General features: G+C 58.0%; 15 protein-coding genes. 8 read left to right on the plus strand and 7 right to left on the minus strand.

From position 1 onward, the window contains the following. Positions 1 to 9: 9 nt before the first annotated feature. Positions 10 to 1,152 (minus strand): homoserine O-acetyltransferase MetX, encoded by a 1,143-nt coding sequence (gene metX, locus ACXZ66_RS03270; protein WP_458750467.1) that lies wholly within the window; start codon positions 1,150 to 1,152, stop codon positions 10 to 12. Positions 1,153 to 1,206: 54 nt separating this feature from the next. Next, entirely contained in the window at positions 1,207 to 2,529 is a 1,323-nt protein-coding gene (locus ACXZ66_RS03275) for an O-acetylhomoserine/O-acetylserine sulfhydrylase (RefSeq protein ID WP_458750468.1), read from the minus strand. A 232-nt stretch (positions 2,530 to 2,761) separates the two neighbouring features. On the opposite strand from ACXZ66_RS03275, the gene ACXZ66_RS03280 reads away from it, so the two are divergent. Next, positions 2,762 to 3,010: a hypothetical protein gene (locus ACXZ66_RS03280; RefSeq protein WP_458750469.1), complete on the plus strand. Its 249-nt coding sequence runs from the start codon at positions 2,762 to 2,764 to the stop codon at positions 3,008 to 3,010. After that, positions 2,967 to 4,046: a hypothetical protein gene (locus tag ACXZ66_RS03285; protein ID WP_458750470.1), complete on the plus strand. Its 1,080-nt coding sequence runs from the start codon at positions 2,967 to 2,969 to the stop codon at positions 4,044 to 4,046. The genes ACXZ66_RS03280 and ACXZ66_RS03285 overlap by 44 nt, the downstream gene beginning before the upstream one ends. Positions 4,047 to 4,086: 40 nt before the next feature. On the opposite strand, the gene ACXZ66_RS03290 is transcribed toward ACXZ66_RS03285, so the two are convergent. Both ACXZ66_RS03290 and ACXZ66_RS03295 read right to left on the minus strand, forming a co-directional pair. Beyond that, positions 4,087 to 4,683, minus strand: a complete 597-nt coding sequence (locus ACXZ66_RS03290) for an MBL fold metallo-hydrolase (protein WP_458750471.1) — start codon at positions 4,681 to 4,683, stop codon at positions 4,087 to 4,089. Between the two features lie 68 nt (positions 4,684 to 4,751). Then, positions 4,752 to 6,968, minus strand: coding sequence for an NADP-dependent isocitrate dehydrogenase (locus ACXZ66_RS03295; RefSeq protein WP_458750473.1), 2,217 nt, complete (start codon positions 6,966 to 6,968; stop codon positions 4,752 to 4,754). Between the two features lie 206 nt (positions 6,969 to 7,174). Between ACXZ66_RS03295 and ACXZ66_RS03300 the strand changes: the two genes are divergently transcribed. Both ACXZ66_RS03300 and ACXZ66_RS03305 read left to right on the plus strand, forming a co-directional pair. Next, positions 7,175 to 8,071, plus strand: a complete 897-nt coding sequence (locus ACXZ66_RS03300) for an exodeoxyribonuclease III (RefSeq protein WP_458750474.1) — start codon at positions 7,175 to 7,177, stop codon at positions 8,069 to 8,071. 73 nt (positions 8,072 to 8,144) lie between these two features. Continuing rightward, positions 8,145 to 8,951: a trimeric intracellular cation channel family protein gene (locus ACXZ66_RS03305; RefSeq protein ID WP_458750475.1), complete on the plus strand. Its 807-nt coding sequence runs from the start codon at positions 8,145 to 8,147 to the stop codon at positions 8,949 to 8,951. Here ACXZ66_RS03305 and ACXZ66_RS03310 read toward each other — a convergent pair. Continuing rightward, positions 8,948 to 9,661 (minus strand): hypothetical protein, encoded by a 714-nt coding sequence (locus ACXZ66_RS03310; protein ID WP_458750477.1) that lies wholly within the window; start codon positions 9,659 to 9,661, stop codon positions 8,948 to 8,950. The genes ACXZ66_RS03305 and ACXZ66_RS03310 overlap by 4 nt on opposite strands. A 173-nt stretch (positions 9,662 to 9,834) precedes the next feature. Between ACXZ66_RS03310 and ACXZ66_RS03315 the strand changes: the two genes are divergently transcribed. Next, on the plus strand, positions 9,835 to 10,092 hold the full coding sequence (locus ACXZ66_RS03315) for a hypothetical protein (protein WP_458750478.1): 258 nt from the start codon (positions 9,835 to 9,837) through the stop codon (positions 10,090 to 10,092). 80 nt (positions 10,093 to 10,172) lie between these two features. After that, positions 10,173 to 11,183 (plus strand): tryptophan--tRNA ligase, encoded by a 1,011-nt coding sequence (gene trpS, locus ACXZ66_RS03320; RefSeq protein WP_458750479.1) that lies wholly within the window; start codon positions 10,173 to 10,175, stop codon positions 11,181 to 11,183. A 29-nt stretch (positions 11,184 to 11,212) separates the two neighbouring features. Here trpS and ACXZ66_RS03325 read toward each other — a convergent pair whose 3' ends face one another. Beyond that, complete coding sequence (locus ACXZ66_RS03325) at positions 11,213 to 11,509, minus strand: hypothetical protein (protein ID WP_458750480.1); 297 nt, start codon at positions 11,507 to 11,509, stop codon at positions 11,213 to 11,215. A gap of 157 nt (positions 11,510 to 11,666) precedes the next feature. Between ACXZ66_RS03325 and ACXZ66_RS03330 the strand changes: the two genes are divergently transcribed. Then, positions 11,667 to 12,752: a YhjD/YihY/BrkB family envelope integrity protein gene (locus ACXZ66_RS03330; RefSeq protein ID WP_458750482.1), complete on the plus strand. Its 1,086-nt coding sequence runs from the start codon at positions 11,667 to 11,669 to the stop codon at positions 12,750 to 12,752. Here the strand turns inward: ACXZ66_RS03330 and ACXZ66_RS03335 are convergent. Then, the gene (locus ACXZ66_RS03335; RefSeq protein WP_458750484.1) at positions 12,712 to 13,992 is read right to left on the minus strand and encodes a D-alanyl-D-alanine carboxypeptidase family protein; all 1,281 of its coding nucleotides are present in this window, start codon (positions 13,990 to 13,992) and stop codon (positions 12,712 to 12,714) included. The genes ACXZ66_RS03330 and ACXZ66_RS03335 overlap by 41 nt on opposite strands. Before the next feature lie 169 nt (positions 13,993 to 14,161). Here ACXZ66_RS03335 and ACXZ66_RS03340 point away from each other — a divergent pair, with 169 nt between their 5' ends. After that, complete coding sequence (locus ACXZ66_RS03340; RefSeq protein WP_458750485.1) at positions 14,162 to 14,878, plus strand: VIT1/CCC1 transporter family protein; 717 nt, start codon at positions 14,162 to 14,164, stop codon at positions 14,876 to 14,878. Positions 14,879 to 14,893 lie beyond the last annotated feature (15 nt).

Here is a 14,893-nt window from a genome sequence, read left to right on the forward strand (position 1 = left end):
AACCGGCAGTTAAATTTCGTAAACTCCCAGGTCCTCGGCCAGAGCCGTCGACGACGGGAACTGCTGTGTCAGCGTGAGGAAGTTCCGCAGAATCCGATCCATCTGCCGAGTCTCCACCAAGAAGGCATCGTGGCCCACAGGCGAGACCACCTTCGACATAGCCAGCAGATTGCCCAGGTTCCGCGAGAGGTGTTCCTGCTGGTGGTACGGGTACAAAATATCGGTATCCACGCCAACCACCATCGTCGGCACCAGCGAACTCGCCAGCGCCTTGTTCAGGCCGCCGCGTCCGCGGCCGATATCGTGGCGGTTGAGCGCATCAGTCAGCGCCACATAAGATCCCGCATCGAAGCGTTCGACGAGCTTGTCGCCCTGGTAATCCAAGTAGCTTTGTACGGCGAAGCGCTGCTTGTCCGAGCGGAACGCCCCCAGCGGGTTTTCCCCGGCCTGCGGGGTTGTGCCGAAGCGCTCGTCGATCTCCTGCTCCCCGCGGTACGTCAAGTGCGCTATACGACGAGCTGCCGCCAGCCCCGCTTCAGGCTGCGCGCCGGTGTCATAATAATCCCCGTCGGCCCAATTCGGGTCGCGCTCGATGGCTGAGATCTGTGCTGATTGGATACCAATTTGCCACGCACTCGAGCGCGCCGACACCGCAATCACGCAGGCATAGCCGACGACCTCAGGGAAGGTCACTGCCCACTCAAGGGAACGTGCCCCGCCCATCGAGCCACCGAGAACCGCATGAATTCTGGACAGGCCCAGCGACAGCAGGAACTCAAATTCCGTGCGCACCTGATCCCGGATGGAGGTAGCGGGGAAGCGTGACCCCCATGTCCCGCCGTCGGGGTGGGGGCTGGCGGGCCCGGTGGAGCCGGAGCATCCGCCGAGGACGTTGGTGCAGATCACACACCACTGATCGGTATCCAAAGCCAGACCCGGACCGACGAGGCCGTCCCACCAGGTAGCTGCGTCGGAGTCGCCGGTGAGTGCATGCTCGACAAGGAGCACATTGTTTTCGCCGTGCGGGTCACCCTTGAATTCTCCCCACCTTTGGTAAGCGATGGTGACATCGAGGATGTCGGCACCGGCCTCGGTGGTAACCGTTCCAATCTTCTGGAAGCCGAGCTCGCCCTCTGGGGAGAGTTCAATCATGGGGTGTCCTTTCTGCTTAACTATGCTGCGCTATGCCCTTTAACCGCGCGGGAATTAGATGGCAGCGAAGCCGCGCTCCAAGTCGGCGATGATATCGTCGATATTCTCGATGCCCACGGACAGGCGCACGGTTGCTTGGGTAATACCCGCACGCTCATGACCTGCTGCATCGGACTGCGAGTGCGTGGTCGAAGCCGGGTGGACAACGAGCGAGCGCACGTCACCGATGTTGGCCAAGTTGGAGTGCAGCTTCAACGCATCGATAAATGCCCACGCGTTGGTGCGATCATTCTGGTCGCCAGCAATATTAAACGACAAAACAGAACCGGTGTACTTGTAGCCCAGCTTTTCCTTCACGGAGTACCACGGAGACTGCTCAAGACCTGCGAAGTTCACGGACTCGACCTTGTCATGGTTGGCCAAGAATTCTGCCACCTTCAGTGCATTCTCGTTGTGGCGCTCGATGCGCAACGACAGAGTGTCCAGGCCCTGTAGGGTCAGCCAAGCGTGGAATGGAGACAGGGAAGCGCCGGTGTCGCGGATGACGCCAGCTCGGGCCTTCAAGGCGAATGCTGGTGCGCCGAGGTCGGCGTACTTTAGGCCGTGGTAGGCAGGATCAGGGTTAACGAAGTAAGGGAAGACTGGCTCACCATTTCGCTCAACGGTCCAGTCGAACTTGCCACCGTCGACCAAAATACCGCCGATAGCAGCGCCATTGCCGGTGTAGAACTTGGTCAGGGAAGCCACGACGATATCGGCACCGAGTTCGATTGGGCGAGCAAGGGCCGCGGTAGCCATGGTGTTGTCAACAATCAATGGAACTTGGTTGTTGTGTGCTACCTCAGCAACGGCTGGGATGTCCAGCACGTCGGCGATGGGGTTGCCAAAGGTCTCGCCGAAGAAGGCCTTGGTGTTTGGTTGTACAGCTGCCTGCCAGGATGCGGGATCGTCTGGGTTCTCCACGAAGGTGGTATCGATGCCCAAGCGCTTGAGAGTGACCTGGAAAAGCGTTTCGGTGCCGCCGTAGAGGCGAGGGGAGGTGACAATGTGGTCGCCTGCCGACGCCAAGTTAATAATTGCAGCGGTCTCTGCAGCCATGCCGGATGCGAAAGCAACAGCGCCGACACCACCCTCGAGCACAGCGATACGGTCTTCCAGAGCGCTGGTGGTTGGGTTATTCAGGCGAGTGTAGATTGGGCCCGCATCAGAGAGGTTGAAGCGGTTCTCTGCATGCTGTGCATCGTCGAACACGTACGAGGTGGTCATGTAGATCGGTTGGTTACGAGCACCGAAATCTGAGTCGACGGGCTGGCCGGCATGGATAGCCTGAGTTTCAAAAGACCATTCAGCAGCATTGGAATTGTCGTACTTTGGCACGGGTGTGCACTCCTTTTTTATAATCTGGTGATTTTTACAAATTCTAGGTCGTGGAATGCGAAAAATAAACCGCTCTGTCTATTCCGCAACGATAGGGGGTGATCCGGCCTGAATAAAATTAGACAAAGTTGTACGTCGAGGCGTATCGGAATGCAGAGCGCGTCTAGGGGAAACGGGATAGGGTGAGGGTTCAGACCCGGTGTTTCGACCGGTCAGGCGAGAGGTGGAAGCCATGGAATCGACCCCTGTTTCTAAGTCAGATGCCAATAATGCACTGGAGCCGGACCTCGCGGAGGTGCCCATCGTGGACGCAGAGGGGGAGTACTCGTCGCCTAGCGTCGTGGCTCCTTTGCTCCGGGTGGTCGGTATCTTCCTCCTGCTCACCGTGTGGGCTGTCTTCTTTGCCATTGCGTACGCCTATAACGGGCGCTACGGGGTTGACCGCGTGGATCCGTCTTCCGGAGGGCCTAGCGCCGTTTAAGTCCTTGGACTTGGAGATGGCCGACGTCATCGCCTACGCCGCGCTTTTTGTCGCGATCTTGCTGGCGGCGACAGTCCAGCTTAACTCGACGGTAGCCGCTGCGGACTCCATTTCCGACAAGCGCCCCACCACGAAGGAGGAGGCCCGCACGCAGCAGCGCGACCTGCAAAACTACGCCAACCAGGCGGAACTGGCGCTCCTAGTCAGTTTCGGGGCGGCCTTCGCTGTCCTCCTGCTCACGGTCCTATTCGGGCTCGCGGAGATCGCCGAGGATGGAGAAGGTGGTGCCAACACCGTAGACATCCACGGTGTTGGCTGGGCAGGGTTCGCCCGGGCCCTCCCCGGGCTTACTCACCCGCGGATCATGTTCATGTATTTGGTCAGCTTCTTGCTGCTTGTGACCACCATTGCGTCCATGCCCGAGTGGAAGAGCACGGGGCTCTTCCAACGCCAGGTCGAGGCCAATGCCTGGCAGGCACGCGAACGCCTCGCGCGCATCGCTGAAGAGCACGACCTTGACAACGTCGACGGGATCCGCCTGCCTGCCGGGATGCGGGTCGCGGCCCTGGCCGGTTATTTCGTCTACTTCAGCGCCTTCGCCCTGGTGCTCAACCTCTCGCTGAGCCTGTTCGCTGGTGACGAGGGTTTCCAGGGTGTGTTCGGGGCAGGGCACTTCCGGTTGTTCATCGGCTTTACCATCATTGCCGGGCTTTTGTCCCACGGCGTCGGCAGCGTCATGCTCCGGATCTTCCACCTGCACGGCGGGAACAGCGCGTTCTCGGTGATTTCCATCGCGCTGCTGTTTATCGGCGTGCTCTTCGTCGTGTGGGCGGAGGGCATCGGCTGGACCGTCGGCTTCGCCGTGGCGATGGCCGCCTACCTAGCGTTGTGGGTCTTTCTCTTCTGGCGCGCCGCCAACGTTCTCGACGAAAAGACTCCGGCGACCTGGGAGTTCTTTGTCAATCCGCCGAAGTACACCATCGTGCGCCGCTATGAGGCGATCAGGCGCTCCGCGGCGATTCTCGACGAGCGTTAGCTAGGCCGCCACCAACACAAAGCGTGACTAGGTAGGGCCCCTATACGTCTACCTCGACCCCATGCTCCACGCGCTGGTAACCGGGTACCTGGAGGTTCTTCATCACGTTGTCGTAGAGATTCTTGCCTTTGTCTGACAGCACCTCGTCGTGAAATGGCAGGGTGGTCGTGGCGCCGATGCCGCGAGCCCAATCGGCGGCATACTCGCCCTTGACCCACGGGCATGCAATCGGCATCAGCAGCACGCGAACGCCCTCGAGCTCGATGAACTCATCGCCGGGGTGGAGCACACCGTCGATGAAGTAGCCAACGTTTTCTGGTCGCGGCAGATCCGGGTGAATCACCTCATGGATTTCGCCGACCACCTGGATTTCCTGACCGAGCACAGTGATCGTCTCGCCGGATTTCACAACCGTTCCAAGACCAAGCTTTTCGACGACCGACTGTGGCCCCCAGACCGGCAGACCGGAGTCACGAATCGCTTCCTCGTCGCAGTGATCGGGATGGATATGGGTAACAAGAATCGCGTCGGCGTCGTCGAGACGCGGATCGTCTGTGAGATTTCCTGGGTCGATGACGATGCGACCTTCGGGTGCAACGACTTGGACTGTGGACTGGCCTAGCAAAGTGAGTTTCATACCTCAAACACTAACGAAAAAGCGGGACCCCTTCAGGGCCCCGCTCGATCTGTGAAAAGGTCGAAGTACTACTTCTTCAGCTCGTCAATGACCTTGTTGAAGGCTGCGGAAGGACGCATAACCGCGGTGAGCTTCTCTTCGCTAGGCAGGTAGTAACCACCCAGGTCTGCAGGGGAGCCCTGCACGTCGAGCAACTCCTGTGCGATCTGCTCTTCGCCAGATGCGAGAGCCTCTGCGACTGGCTTGAAGGTTGCAGCCAAGTCAGCATCCTCGGTCTGTGCAGCCAGCTCTTCAGCCCAGTACTTTGCCAGGTAGAAGTGGGAGCCGCGATCGTCGATCTCGCCGACCTTGCGCGATGGGCTCTTGCCCTCGTTGAGCAGGGTTTCGGTTGCGCGATCCAGAGCGTCAGCCAACACGCCAGCCTGAGCATTGCCGTTGTTGTTCTTCTCGTGGCGGAAGGACTCAGCCAGCGCGAGGTACTCGCCAAGCGAGTCCCAGCGCAGGTGATTTTCTTCCTGGACCTGCTGGACGTGCTTTGGAGCGGAGCCGCCAGCACCGGTCTCGAACAGGCCGCCGCCAGCCATCAGTGGCACAACGGAGAGCATCTTTGCGGAGGTGCCCAGCTCAAGAATTGGGAAGAGGTCGGTGTTGTAGTCACGCAGGACGTTACCGGTCACAGAGATGGTGTCCTCGCCCTTGCGGATGCGGTCCACGGTGACCTGGGTGGCCTCTACAGGGCTGAGGATGGAGATATCCAGGCCCTCGGTGTCGTGGTCGCCCAGGTACTTCTCAACCAGGGAAGTCATGTTGCGGTCGTGGGCGCGCTCTGGGTCGAGCCAGAAGATGGTCTTCATGCCCGACAGGCGTGCACGGTTGACAGCAAGCTTGACCCAGTCACGGATTGGAGCATCCTTGGTCTGCACTGCACGCCAGATGTCGCCCTCTTCAACCTCGTGCTCATGCACGATGTTGCCAGCGGAATCGACAACCTGCATGGTGCCAGGGTTAGCAACCTTGAAGGTCTTGTCGTGGGAGCCGTACTCTTCAGCCTTCTGAGCCATCAGGCCAACGTTTGGCACGGTACCCATGGTGGTGGGGTCGTAAGCGCCGTTGGCCTGGCAGTCCTCGATGACGGTCTGGTACACGCCAGCGTAGGAAGAGTCTGGGATAACAGCCAGGGTGTCCTGCTCCTGGTCATCTGCGTTCCACATGTGGCCGGAGGTACGAATCATGGCTGGCATGGACGCATCGACGATGACGTCGGAAGGAACGTGCAGGTTGGTGATGCCCTTGCTGGAGTTCACCATTGCCAGGTCTGGTCCGTCTTGCATGGCCTGCTCGAAAGCAGCCTTGATCTCTGCGCCATTGTCCAGGTTGTCCAGGCCAGCGTAGATAGCGCCGAGGCCGTTCTCGCCGTTGAGGCCAGCTGCAAGCAGCTCCTCGCCGTACTTGTCGAAGACGTCCTTGAAGAAGGCGCGGACAACGTGGCCGAAGATGATTGGGTCGGAGACCTTCATCATGGTTGCCTTGAGGTGGGTGGAGAAGAGGATGCCCTGCTCCTTGGCCTTTGCAACCTGCTCGAGCAGGAATGCGTCCAGTGCCTTGGCAGACATGAAGGTAGCGTCAAGCACCTCACCTTCGAGGACCTTGAGGTCGTCCTTGAGGACCTGGGTGGTGCCGTCGGCAGCAACCAGCTGGATCTTCAGGGTGTCTTCGTTGTCCATGATGACGGACTTCTCGTTGTGGCGGAAGTCGTTGTCGTCCATGGTGGCAACAGCAGTCTTGGAGTCCTTGGACCATGCGCCCATGGAGTGTGGGTGCTTCTTCGCGTAGTTCTTCACTGCCTGTGGAGCACGACGATCAGAGTTGCCCTCACGCAGCACTGGGTTCACTGCAGAACCAGTGACCTTGGAGTAGCGGGACGCGATGTCCTTTTCCTCTTCGGTGGAAGGGTTGTCTGGGTAGTTAGGTACGTCGTAGCCCGCAGCCTGCAGCTCGGCGATGGCAGCCTTGAGCTGAACCAGGGATGCCGAGATGTTTGGCAGCTTGATGATGTTCGCTTCTGGGGTCTTCGCCAGGTCGCCGAGGGCTGCCAGCGAATCATCCAGTTTCTGGTCTTCGTTCAGACGCTCAGGGAACTGTGCGATGATGCGGCCTGCCAGCGAAATGTCGCGGGTTTCAACGTCCAGGCCTGCGTTTGAAGCGAAAGCTTCAACGATCGGCTTGAACGAGTAGGTTGCCAGCAACGGAGCCTCGTCTGTACGGGTCCAGATAATCTTAGCCAATGTCACTCCCTATATAATTTATTAGCAATTCGCCGTCTACCTTACCTGGATTCAACAGAATGGACGTACTGTTAAGTCAGTTTAGGGGCGAAAGTGTGGTAGATCCCACGGTTGAAGAAGAAACGTGGTAGGTCACAATCGACTACAAGGTGCCTGAAGAGACGAGCTTCGGGTCGTGTCGAAGGCCTCGGCTACCATAAGCAACCATGAGTGTGACCATCGCAAGTGTGAACGTAAACGGCATCCGTGCCGCAACAAAAGTCCGAAGCGACATCAACCCTGGCATGATTGCCTGGCTTGATTCAACCCCAGCCGACATTGTGCTGATGCAAGAAGTGCGCGCCACCGAGGAGCAATCGCAGGAGGCGCTCGCCCCGGCACTGGACAATGGCTGGCATCTTGCCGTCGCGCCCGCAGAGGCGAAGGGCCGCGCCGGTGTGGGTATTTTGTCGCGTACGCCTTTAACGGATGTGGAAGTGGGATTTGGCAGTTTTGTTGATTCCGGTCGCTTGATCACCGCCACCGCCGGTGACGTGCGGGTGGGCAGCCTGTATCTGCCTTCCGGCAGCACAGGCACTGAGAAGCAGGACGAAAAGTACCGTTTCCTTGACGAGTTCGAACCGAAACTAACGGAGCTCGCCGAAGCGAACCCCAACATGATCATCGCGGGTGACTGGAATATCTGCCACCGCGAGCAGGACCTGAAAAATTTCAAGACGAACCAGAAAAAGTCTGGTGTGTTGCCTGATGAGCGTGCGTTTATGGACTCCGTCTTTGGTTCCTTCCCAGATGAGCAACCGCAGCCTAAACCCACAGCAGGTCAGTACTTCGGGGCGGTGGAGTACAAGTCAGGGCTTCGTCGTGAAGCGAATGAAAACCCACAGTGGTTCGACGTCGCGCGCCGCCTGCACCCCGAGGACGCGCCCTACACCTGGTGGACCTACCGCGGCCAGGCATTCAACAACAATGCCGGGTGGCGCATCGATTACCAAGCGGCCACCAAGGCCATGCTCGAGCGTGCGGAGCGGACCTGGGTAGAGAAGGTCCCCACCGTCGAGGAGCGTTGGAGCGATCACGCGCCGTTGCTAGTAACTTACGCATAGGAATGTGCATAGGAATATGTATGGAGCGCTGAAGGCATTTTTGCGCTAACGGCTAAGCAACTTGGGGGAATGGATGGGAGACTTCGACACCGCTGACCTGCTCACGGTGCTTTTCGTGATCGGCATTATCGCCGAAGCAATGACGGCAGCGGTGGCGGCCGGTCGCATGAGGATGGACTTGTTTGGCGTGGTCGCCCTGGGTGCGCTCACGGCGCTCGGCGGTGGCACGGTCCGCGACGTTATGCTGGACAGTTATCCGCTGACCTGGGTGGAACAGCCGCTCTATTTGCTCGTTGTGGTGGTCGCTTCGGTAATTACCGTGCGGATTAGTTGGCTGATGTATCAGCTGCGGAAGTTTTTCATGGTCGCTGACGCGGTCGGCCTGTCAGCCTTTGTGGTGTTGGGCGCGCAGACGGCAATTTCGGAAGGCCATGGCATCATCATCACCATTGTGGCCTCGGTGGCCACGGGTGTGTCCGGCGGTGTTTTGCGCGATGTGCTCTCGGATCGCGTGCCACTGGTGTTTCGCCAAGAGCTCTACGCCTCCATCGCGGTGATGGGCGCGCTGTTGTACATGTTCCTCTTGTGGGTCAATGTGCCAGAATGGGCTACCGCGCTGATCACCGTGGCCTTCGTGTTTATCACCCGCCTGCTCTCGCTGAGGTTCAACTGGTCGCTGCCGGTGTATGTGTACGACGACGAAGAGGTGGCCAATTACGATCCGCGCACCCGACTGTCGTATCAAGTGCTGCGGCGCCAAGCGAAGCGTCTGCCAGGAGCGCGGCGGATGGTACGCAAGGTGCGCAAGATTCAGGAGACCAAGCCGACACGGCAGAAAAAGCGTGACGACGAAGGCCCTGAACCCGAGCCCGCCACTTAGAGGTTGGTGGCCGCGGAGCACGCCTTAGCAATAATCCGCGAGCTCAGGACAAGGATGATGGCCCCGCTAATTCCAAGCAACAGAAATTGCAGCACTGGTGTGGTGGTGAGATGCATCGTGGGGAAGCCTTGGTTCCGAGGGATAAACACCCAAAGGATGAGGGCGACCACAATCGGGATAAGTACCAATGCCGCCACAAATCCCACAACGCGCCTTATCCGGCCCGCAAGCAGGCCCAGCGCGATACCTGCAACGGCAGCCACGAGCCCTACGAAAAGGGTTAACACAAACGTCAGCGTCACCGTTCCCGCATCTTGGCCGGAGCGGTTGGCCACGTAAGGCGCCCCGTTGGTATCCATGGTCCACGTGTCGCCGTAGGTGATTAAGAACCGGTCAAACCAGGTGTAATAAGGACGGTTTCTTTGCATGATCACGGCAGCTGGCGTGGTGGTTGCCGCGATGATCAGCGCGCCTCCGGCACCTAGCATTTGCCCGCCACGCAGCCAACGACGGAAATCCATGCCGAGTTGATTCTTGGCCTCCCACTTTCGCGCTAGATACGCCATCACCACGACAATGCCGACCATGGCTAGGTAGGTCCACAACTCGCCGTCGAGGAAGAAAAATCGCCCGGCACCCGCGACGAGCCCGATGAGAAGGAAACCCAACCAGGGAAGTGCCACGTGGGTGGGGCTGATGAAGTTCTTCATCGCGCGGCCTTTCGTGAAGCGGTTCTGTCAATGCGGCCCGCATGAGTGGTTAGTCAGCGATCTGTTGGTATAGGGTTTACCACTCATGTGGGTAACCTTAGGCTATTGTGCCTGCACCGCAAGGACCTGGATAAATATAGATTTACCGGGGCATATAGGTTAAAATATTAAATATGGTACTCGTAATCATCGAACTTCTGGTAGCGTTCCTCATTCTCACCCTTTCCATCCTGGGCATCATGTTTAACTACACAGTAATCGGATGGATTGGTCTGGCGTTGTCGCTGGTTGTACTGGGGCACGTCTTCTACCTCGTGTCCACTGGCAAGATTAAAACTCCTCGCGGTCTTGCAAGTGGCGTCCCAATTTATGACGGTCGCGAGGACGACGCTTCTCACTACAAGCACCAGGGTGAAACCACAATCCGGTAATCCTGTCGCTGTAAGTAGCTTCAAGTTGCTTGTCGGGTTAAAGTGTCGCGCGTAGCGTGGCCTGACTAGACTTAACGGGCATGAGTGAAAAGCAACGCGTACTTTCCGGTATCCAGCCAACAGCCGATTCCTACCACTTGGGTAACTATCTCGGAGCCCTGAAGCAGTGGATCGAGTTGCAAGAAGAGTTTGACGCGTTCTATTTCATCCCCGACCTGCACGCGATCACCGTCGAGCAGGATCCGCAAGAGCTGCGCCAGCGCACCGTTGCCGGTGCAGCGCAGCTTATTGCACTGGGCATTGACCCAGAAAAGTCCACTCTTTTCGTCCAGTCCCATGTGCCTCAGCACGCTGAGTTGACCTGGGTATTGCAGTGTCTCACAGGTTTCGGCGAGGCATCTCGGATGACGCAGTTCAAGGACAAATCCCAGAAACAAGGCCAAGACCGCACGACGGTCGGCCTGTTCACCTACCCAGTTTTGATGGCTGCCGATATTTTGCTGTACAAGCCGCAGCTGGTTCCAGTGGGTGAAGATCAGCGTCAGCACTTGGAGCTGACCCGCACTCTTGCCGAGCGTTTCAATTCCCGCTACGGCGAGACCTTTGTTGTGCCGGAAGCATTCATTCCGCAGGGTTCCGCAAAGATCTACGACCTGCAGGATCCAACCGCGAAGATGAGTAAGTCGGGAGCGAACCCGAAGGGCATTATCAACCTGCTCGACGATCCGAAGGTTTCCGCAAAGCGCGTACGCAGCGCTGTTACGGACAACGACGGCGTGATCGCCTTCGACCGCGAAAACAAGCCAGGCGTATCTAATCTGCTCACGATCCAGTCCGCGCTGACCGGCAAGAGCGTCGATGACCTCGTTGCAGGTTACGAAGGTCAAGGCTACGGTGCGCTCAAGGTCGATACGGCTGATGCACTCGAGGCGTTTACAACGCCCCTAAAAGCGCGTTACGACGAGCTCATGGCCGACCGCGGTCAGCTAGAGGACATTCTCGCCCAGGGCGCCGAGCGCGCCCGAGAAGTTTCCGAGCCCGTCCTCGAGGATGTTTACGAAAAAACGGGCTTCCTGCGCTCAAAGCGCTAGAAGCCCGCGGTGCTTGCAAAAGCTAGGGTTTAGATGCCGCCCTCGCGACGACCGACGCGGCGGCTATTCTTGCCCGAAAGCACGATGGTAACAATCAACGACACCACTGCAAGTACCGCAATGATGACGTAGAACCACTCCCACTGCAGGCCGCTGCTGGCCCATGCACCGTAGTTTGGGTGTTTTTCGCCGGCCTGCTGCGCGAGTACTGCCAGGTCTGTGGCAGATGCGGTTGCAGCGCCGCCGAGTGCAACAATAGAGCCGGTCAGGCCCGCTGTGCCGAGGGCGACAGGGCTAATACGCTTCTTATCATTACGACGTGCCATGGGATGTCCCTTTCGAAGATTAATTTAGATACGTTCCTCACGTTATCCTACGTCGTGAATCCCAATTGTTACAGTTTGCTGTCTGGACACTGGCCCTAAAATGTTTAACATCAATAGGGTCTTATTGGAATTTTCGGAATATTTCGGAAGGACGAGCATGGCTACACGGACGGCGCCTAATGCCGAGAAAACCGATGAATACGGAATCGAACGTGTCCACAAGGATGACAAAGGTGCCGTAGATAAGGTGCGTGAAAAGGCACCTATTCTTGATCACCTCATGCGGATGAATGACCGCTTTGGGGAATCCGGAGGCAACCAGTACTCGGCGGGTATTACCTACTTCTCCGTGATGTCGGTGTTCCCCCTGGCCATGTTGCTCTTCGGCGGGTTGGCTATTTTCCTAGATAGTAGCCCTGACCTGTTGCAACAAATTCAGGATTCCATCACCAGCTCCCTGCAAGGCGATTTGGGCACGACGGTCAACAGCATCATTGATCAGGCCATCGCCCAGCGCAACGCCGTGTTGGGTGTTGGTGCGCTGACGGCTATTTGGTCGGGCCTTGGGTGGATGAATAATCTGCGTGCTGGCATCGGCGCGATGTGGAATCTATCACCCAACAAGGGCGGTAACTTTGTTTTAGTAAAGCTTTGGGACCTCGTTGCTCTGATTGGCCTGCTTATCGCACTGAGCGTGGCCTTCCTTGTTACCGCGATCGGTTCGTCAGGGGCAACGTCGTGGGTGCTGGAACAAATCGGCCTCGGGGGCCTGCCTGGGCTGCGCTGGATTATCTTCGGCGTGGCCGTTCTGGTTGGTATTCTGGCGAACTTCCTTGTCATGGTGTGGCTGATTATTTATCTGCCGCGCACCAAGGTGCCACGCAAGTCCGGCCTGCAAGGAGCATTCCTCGGTGCGATTATCTTCGAGGTAATTAAGCAGCTTTCCACAGTGATCGTCTCATCGGCGGTGAGTAACCCGGCGGGTGCAGCCTTCGGCCCAATTATCGCGTTGATGGTTGTGCTGTACCTGATTTGGCGCGTGGTGTTGTATGTCTCCGCGTGGACGGCAACTACTACTGAATCCCTCGAGCAAGCCCCTGTGGATGCTCCGGATTCTGCTGTGATCCACGTGCGCCACGAGGTGCAGCAACAACCAGTGGCCAACAACGGAAAGTCGCTTGGAATCGGAGTGGCGCTTGGTGCTATTGGCGCCGGTGTCGTGGCTTTACTCCGGAGGAAGTAGTTGCCTTTCGTGCCCGCAAGCCTAAAGCTGCCAGCACAATAGCTGCTACAGCGACGATGGCAACAGCAGCAATTCCAATCTGATTGGACCTGTGAGTGTCACTCGTGTTGCTCGAAGCCTGCGCTGGAGCCTCCGGGGCAGGGGTTTGCTGGACAGCGCCTACGTTTTGCCCCGCAGGTGCGTTGTCCTGATTCAAGGTGGCTACTTTATCTGCGCTGGTGAAGTTGTACGCCTCGTCGATAAGCGATTGTGCTTGCTGCCAAGGGCGAGCCTTTTCCACGGTGGTGTCGAGCAGGATCGCCATGATGCGGTGACCATTCCTGTCCAAGGCGCCGACAAACGTGTGGTTCGCATCGTCGGTGAAGCCGGTCTTGCCGCCGATTCCATCGGGATCCATGAGGAAGAGGTGGTTGTCGTTGCCGACTTCGTAACCTGGGAGATCGCCGTAGCCGGGGAAGGGGTAGCTCTCGGTGCTGGTGATCTTGTCAAAGGTCGGGTTTTTGTAGGCTGCTTGGTAAATTTTCGCCAGATCCCAGGCAGTAGTTTGCATGCCGGGGGCGTCAAGGCCTGAATATGTGGCTACGCGAGTCTCTTCGGCACCGAGTTCTTTTGCCAAGGCGTTGACTTTTTCCAACGTCACGGCATCTCCGCCCAACTCCTGTGCGAGAGCGTGCGCGGCGTCGTTGCCTGAGGCCAGCAGCAATCCGTAAAGCAGCTGCTCCACGGTGTACTGTCCGCCCTCACCGATGCCCACCGCGGAACCATCTTGCGAGGCGGACTCCTGTGACACGGTAATGACCCGATCCATCGGTAGGTCCCTGATCACGGTGAGCGCGAGCAGCACCTTAATGATCGAGGCAGGGCGATACCGGCCATGCGGGTCTTTCATTGCGATGACATCGCCGGTATCTATATCGGCAACGATCCAACTGGAGGCCAAGACACTATCTGGGACTTGGAAACCATCGGGCGCAATCACACCGCAGGGCCCGTCATAGACAGGTGGGATCGGAGTCGGAGTGACACCGGCGACGGGTGCCTCCGAGGTGGTGTGCGCCTGGGGCGGGGAAATCCGGTTGGGACACTGATTGGTATCGGGTGCGGTTTCACGGGTGGATGAAGAGATCGAAGTATCCACTGGAACCTCGGGGACGACAGCTTCTTGCGCGCCAGCCACTGGGGTGACGGCAAGAAACGTGGCACAAGCCAAAGTGGCCGCAAAGTAAGAAACAGTCTTCATTGGGACGTAATTCTAGACCTCTTGTGAGCGAGACTGCAGAATGGCTCGCAAAAGACATACCAAAGCAGGAATATTATAGGTAAGCCTTACCGAAAACGTACTGTGACCTGCTATTTGGATAGGGTAACCTTCGTTGTTGACTGCTGGATTATGGGCTAAAACTATAGGCATGAGTGATCTAGCAACCCAGACGCCGGCTGAAGAAACCGGCGGACTAAATGAAAGACTAAACAAACTACGTGCAGGCGTGCTCGGCGCCAACGACGGAATCGTCTCTACCGCAGCAGTCATCGTCGGCGTGGCCGGCGCAAGCTCTGATATCCGCGCGATCGCAACTGCAGGTATCGCTGCAGTTGTCGGTGGCGCAATCTCCATGGCACTGGGCGAATACGTCTCGGTGTCCTCGCAACGCGATGCAGAAAACGCACTGATTGCCAAGGAACAGCGCCTCCACGACGAGGACCCAGAAGGCGAATTCGAGGTGCTTGTCCAGGAATATGAAAAGAAGGGGATCTCGCGCAAAACCGCAGAACAGGTAGCAAAGGAAGCCACCTCGCACAACCGCCTAGCTACGCACCTGGAGATGCACTACGGCATCGATCAAACTGACATTGTCAGTCCATGGTCGGCGGCGATCTCGTCGTTCTTCTCGTTCTTCCTCGGCGCAATGCTGCCTATGCTGGCTATCTTGTTCCCATCGGATACCTGGCGTGTGCCGTTCGTCTTCCTGGTTACCTTGATAGCGCTGGCGATCACCGGCGTAATCTCGGCACGCCTGGGCGGTGCAAACCAAGGTAGGGCAGCCTTCCGACTGGTCGTCGGCGGTTTGCTCGCCCTGATCCTGACCTGGGCTGTGGGCTGGTTGTTCGGCACATCCGTGGGCTAGGAAAAAGAAGTCACT

It is taken from the genome of Corynebacterium sp. S7 (genome assembly GCF_054401105.1).

Coding starts and splice junctions, on each gene's coding strand:
- metX (WP_458750467.1), bottom strand. CDS start 1,152: ATGATTGAACTCTCCCCAGAGGGCGAGCTCGGCTTCCAGAAGATTGGA.
- ACXZ66_RS03280 (WP_458750469.1), top strand. CDS start 2,762: ATGGAATCGACCCCTGTTTCTAAGTCAGATGCCAATAATGCACTGGAG.
- ACXZ66_RS03290 (WP_458750471.1), bottom strand. CDS start 4,683: ATGAAACTCACTTTGCTAGGCCAGTCCACAGTCCAAGTCGTTGCACCC.
- ACXZ66_RS03300 (WP_458750474.1), top strand. CDS start 7,175: ATGAGTGTGACCATCGCAAGTGTGAACGTAAACGGCATCCGTGCCGCA.
- ACXZ66_RS03305 (WP_458750475.1), top strand. CDS start 8,145: ATGGGAGACTTCGACACCGCTGACCTGCTCACGGTGCTTTTCGTGATC.
- ACXZ66_RS03310 (WP_458750477.1), bottom strand. CDS start 9,661: ATGAAGAACTTCATCAGCCCCACCCACGTGGCACTTCCCTGGTTGGGT.
- ACXZ66_RS03315 (WP_458750478.1), top strand. CDS start 9,835: ATGGTACTCGTAATCATCGAACTTCTGGTAGCGTTCCTCATTCTCACC.
- trpS (WP_458750479.1), top strand. CDS start 10,173: ATGAGTGAAAAGCAACGCGTACTTTCCGGTATCCAGCCAACAGCCGAT.
- ACXZ66_RS03325 (WP_458750480.1), bottom strand. CDS start 11,509: ATGGCACGTCGTAATGATAAGAAGCGTATTAGCCCTGTCGCCCTCGGC.
- ACXZ66_RS03330 (WP_458750482.1), top strand. CDS start 11,667: ATGGCTACACGGACGGCGCCTAATGCCGAGAAAACCGATGAATACGGA.
- ACXZ66_RS03335 (WP_458750484.1), bottom strand. CDS start 13,992: ATGAAGACTGTTTCTTACTTTGCGGCCACTTTGGCTTGTGCCACGTTT.
- ACXZ66_RS03340 (WP_458750485.1), top strand. CDS start 14,162: ATGAGTGATCTAGCAACCCAGACGCCGGCTGAAGAAACCGGCGGACTA.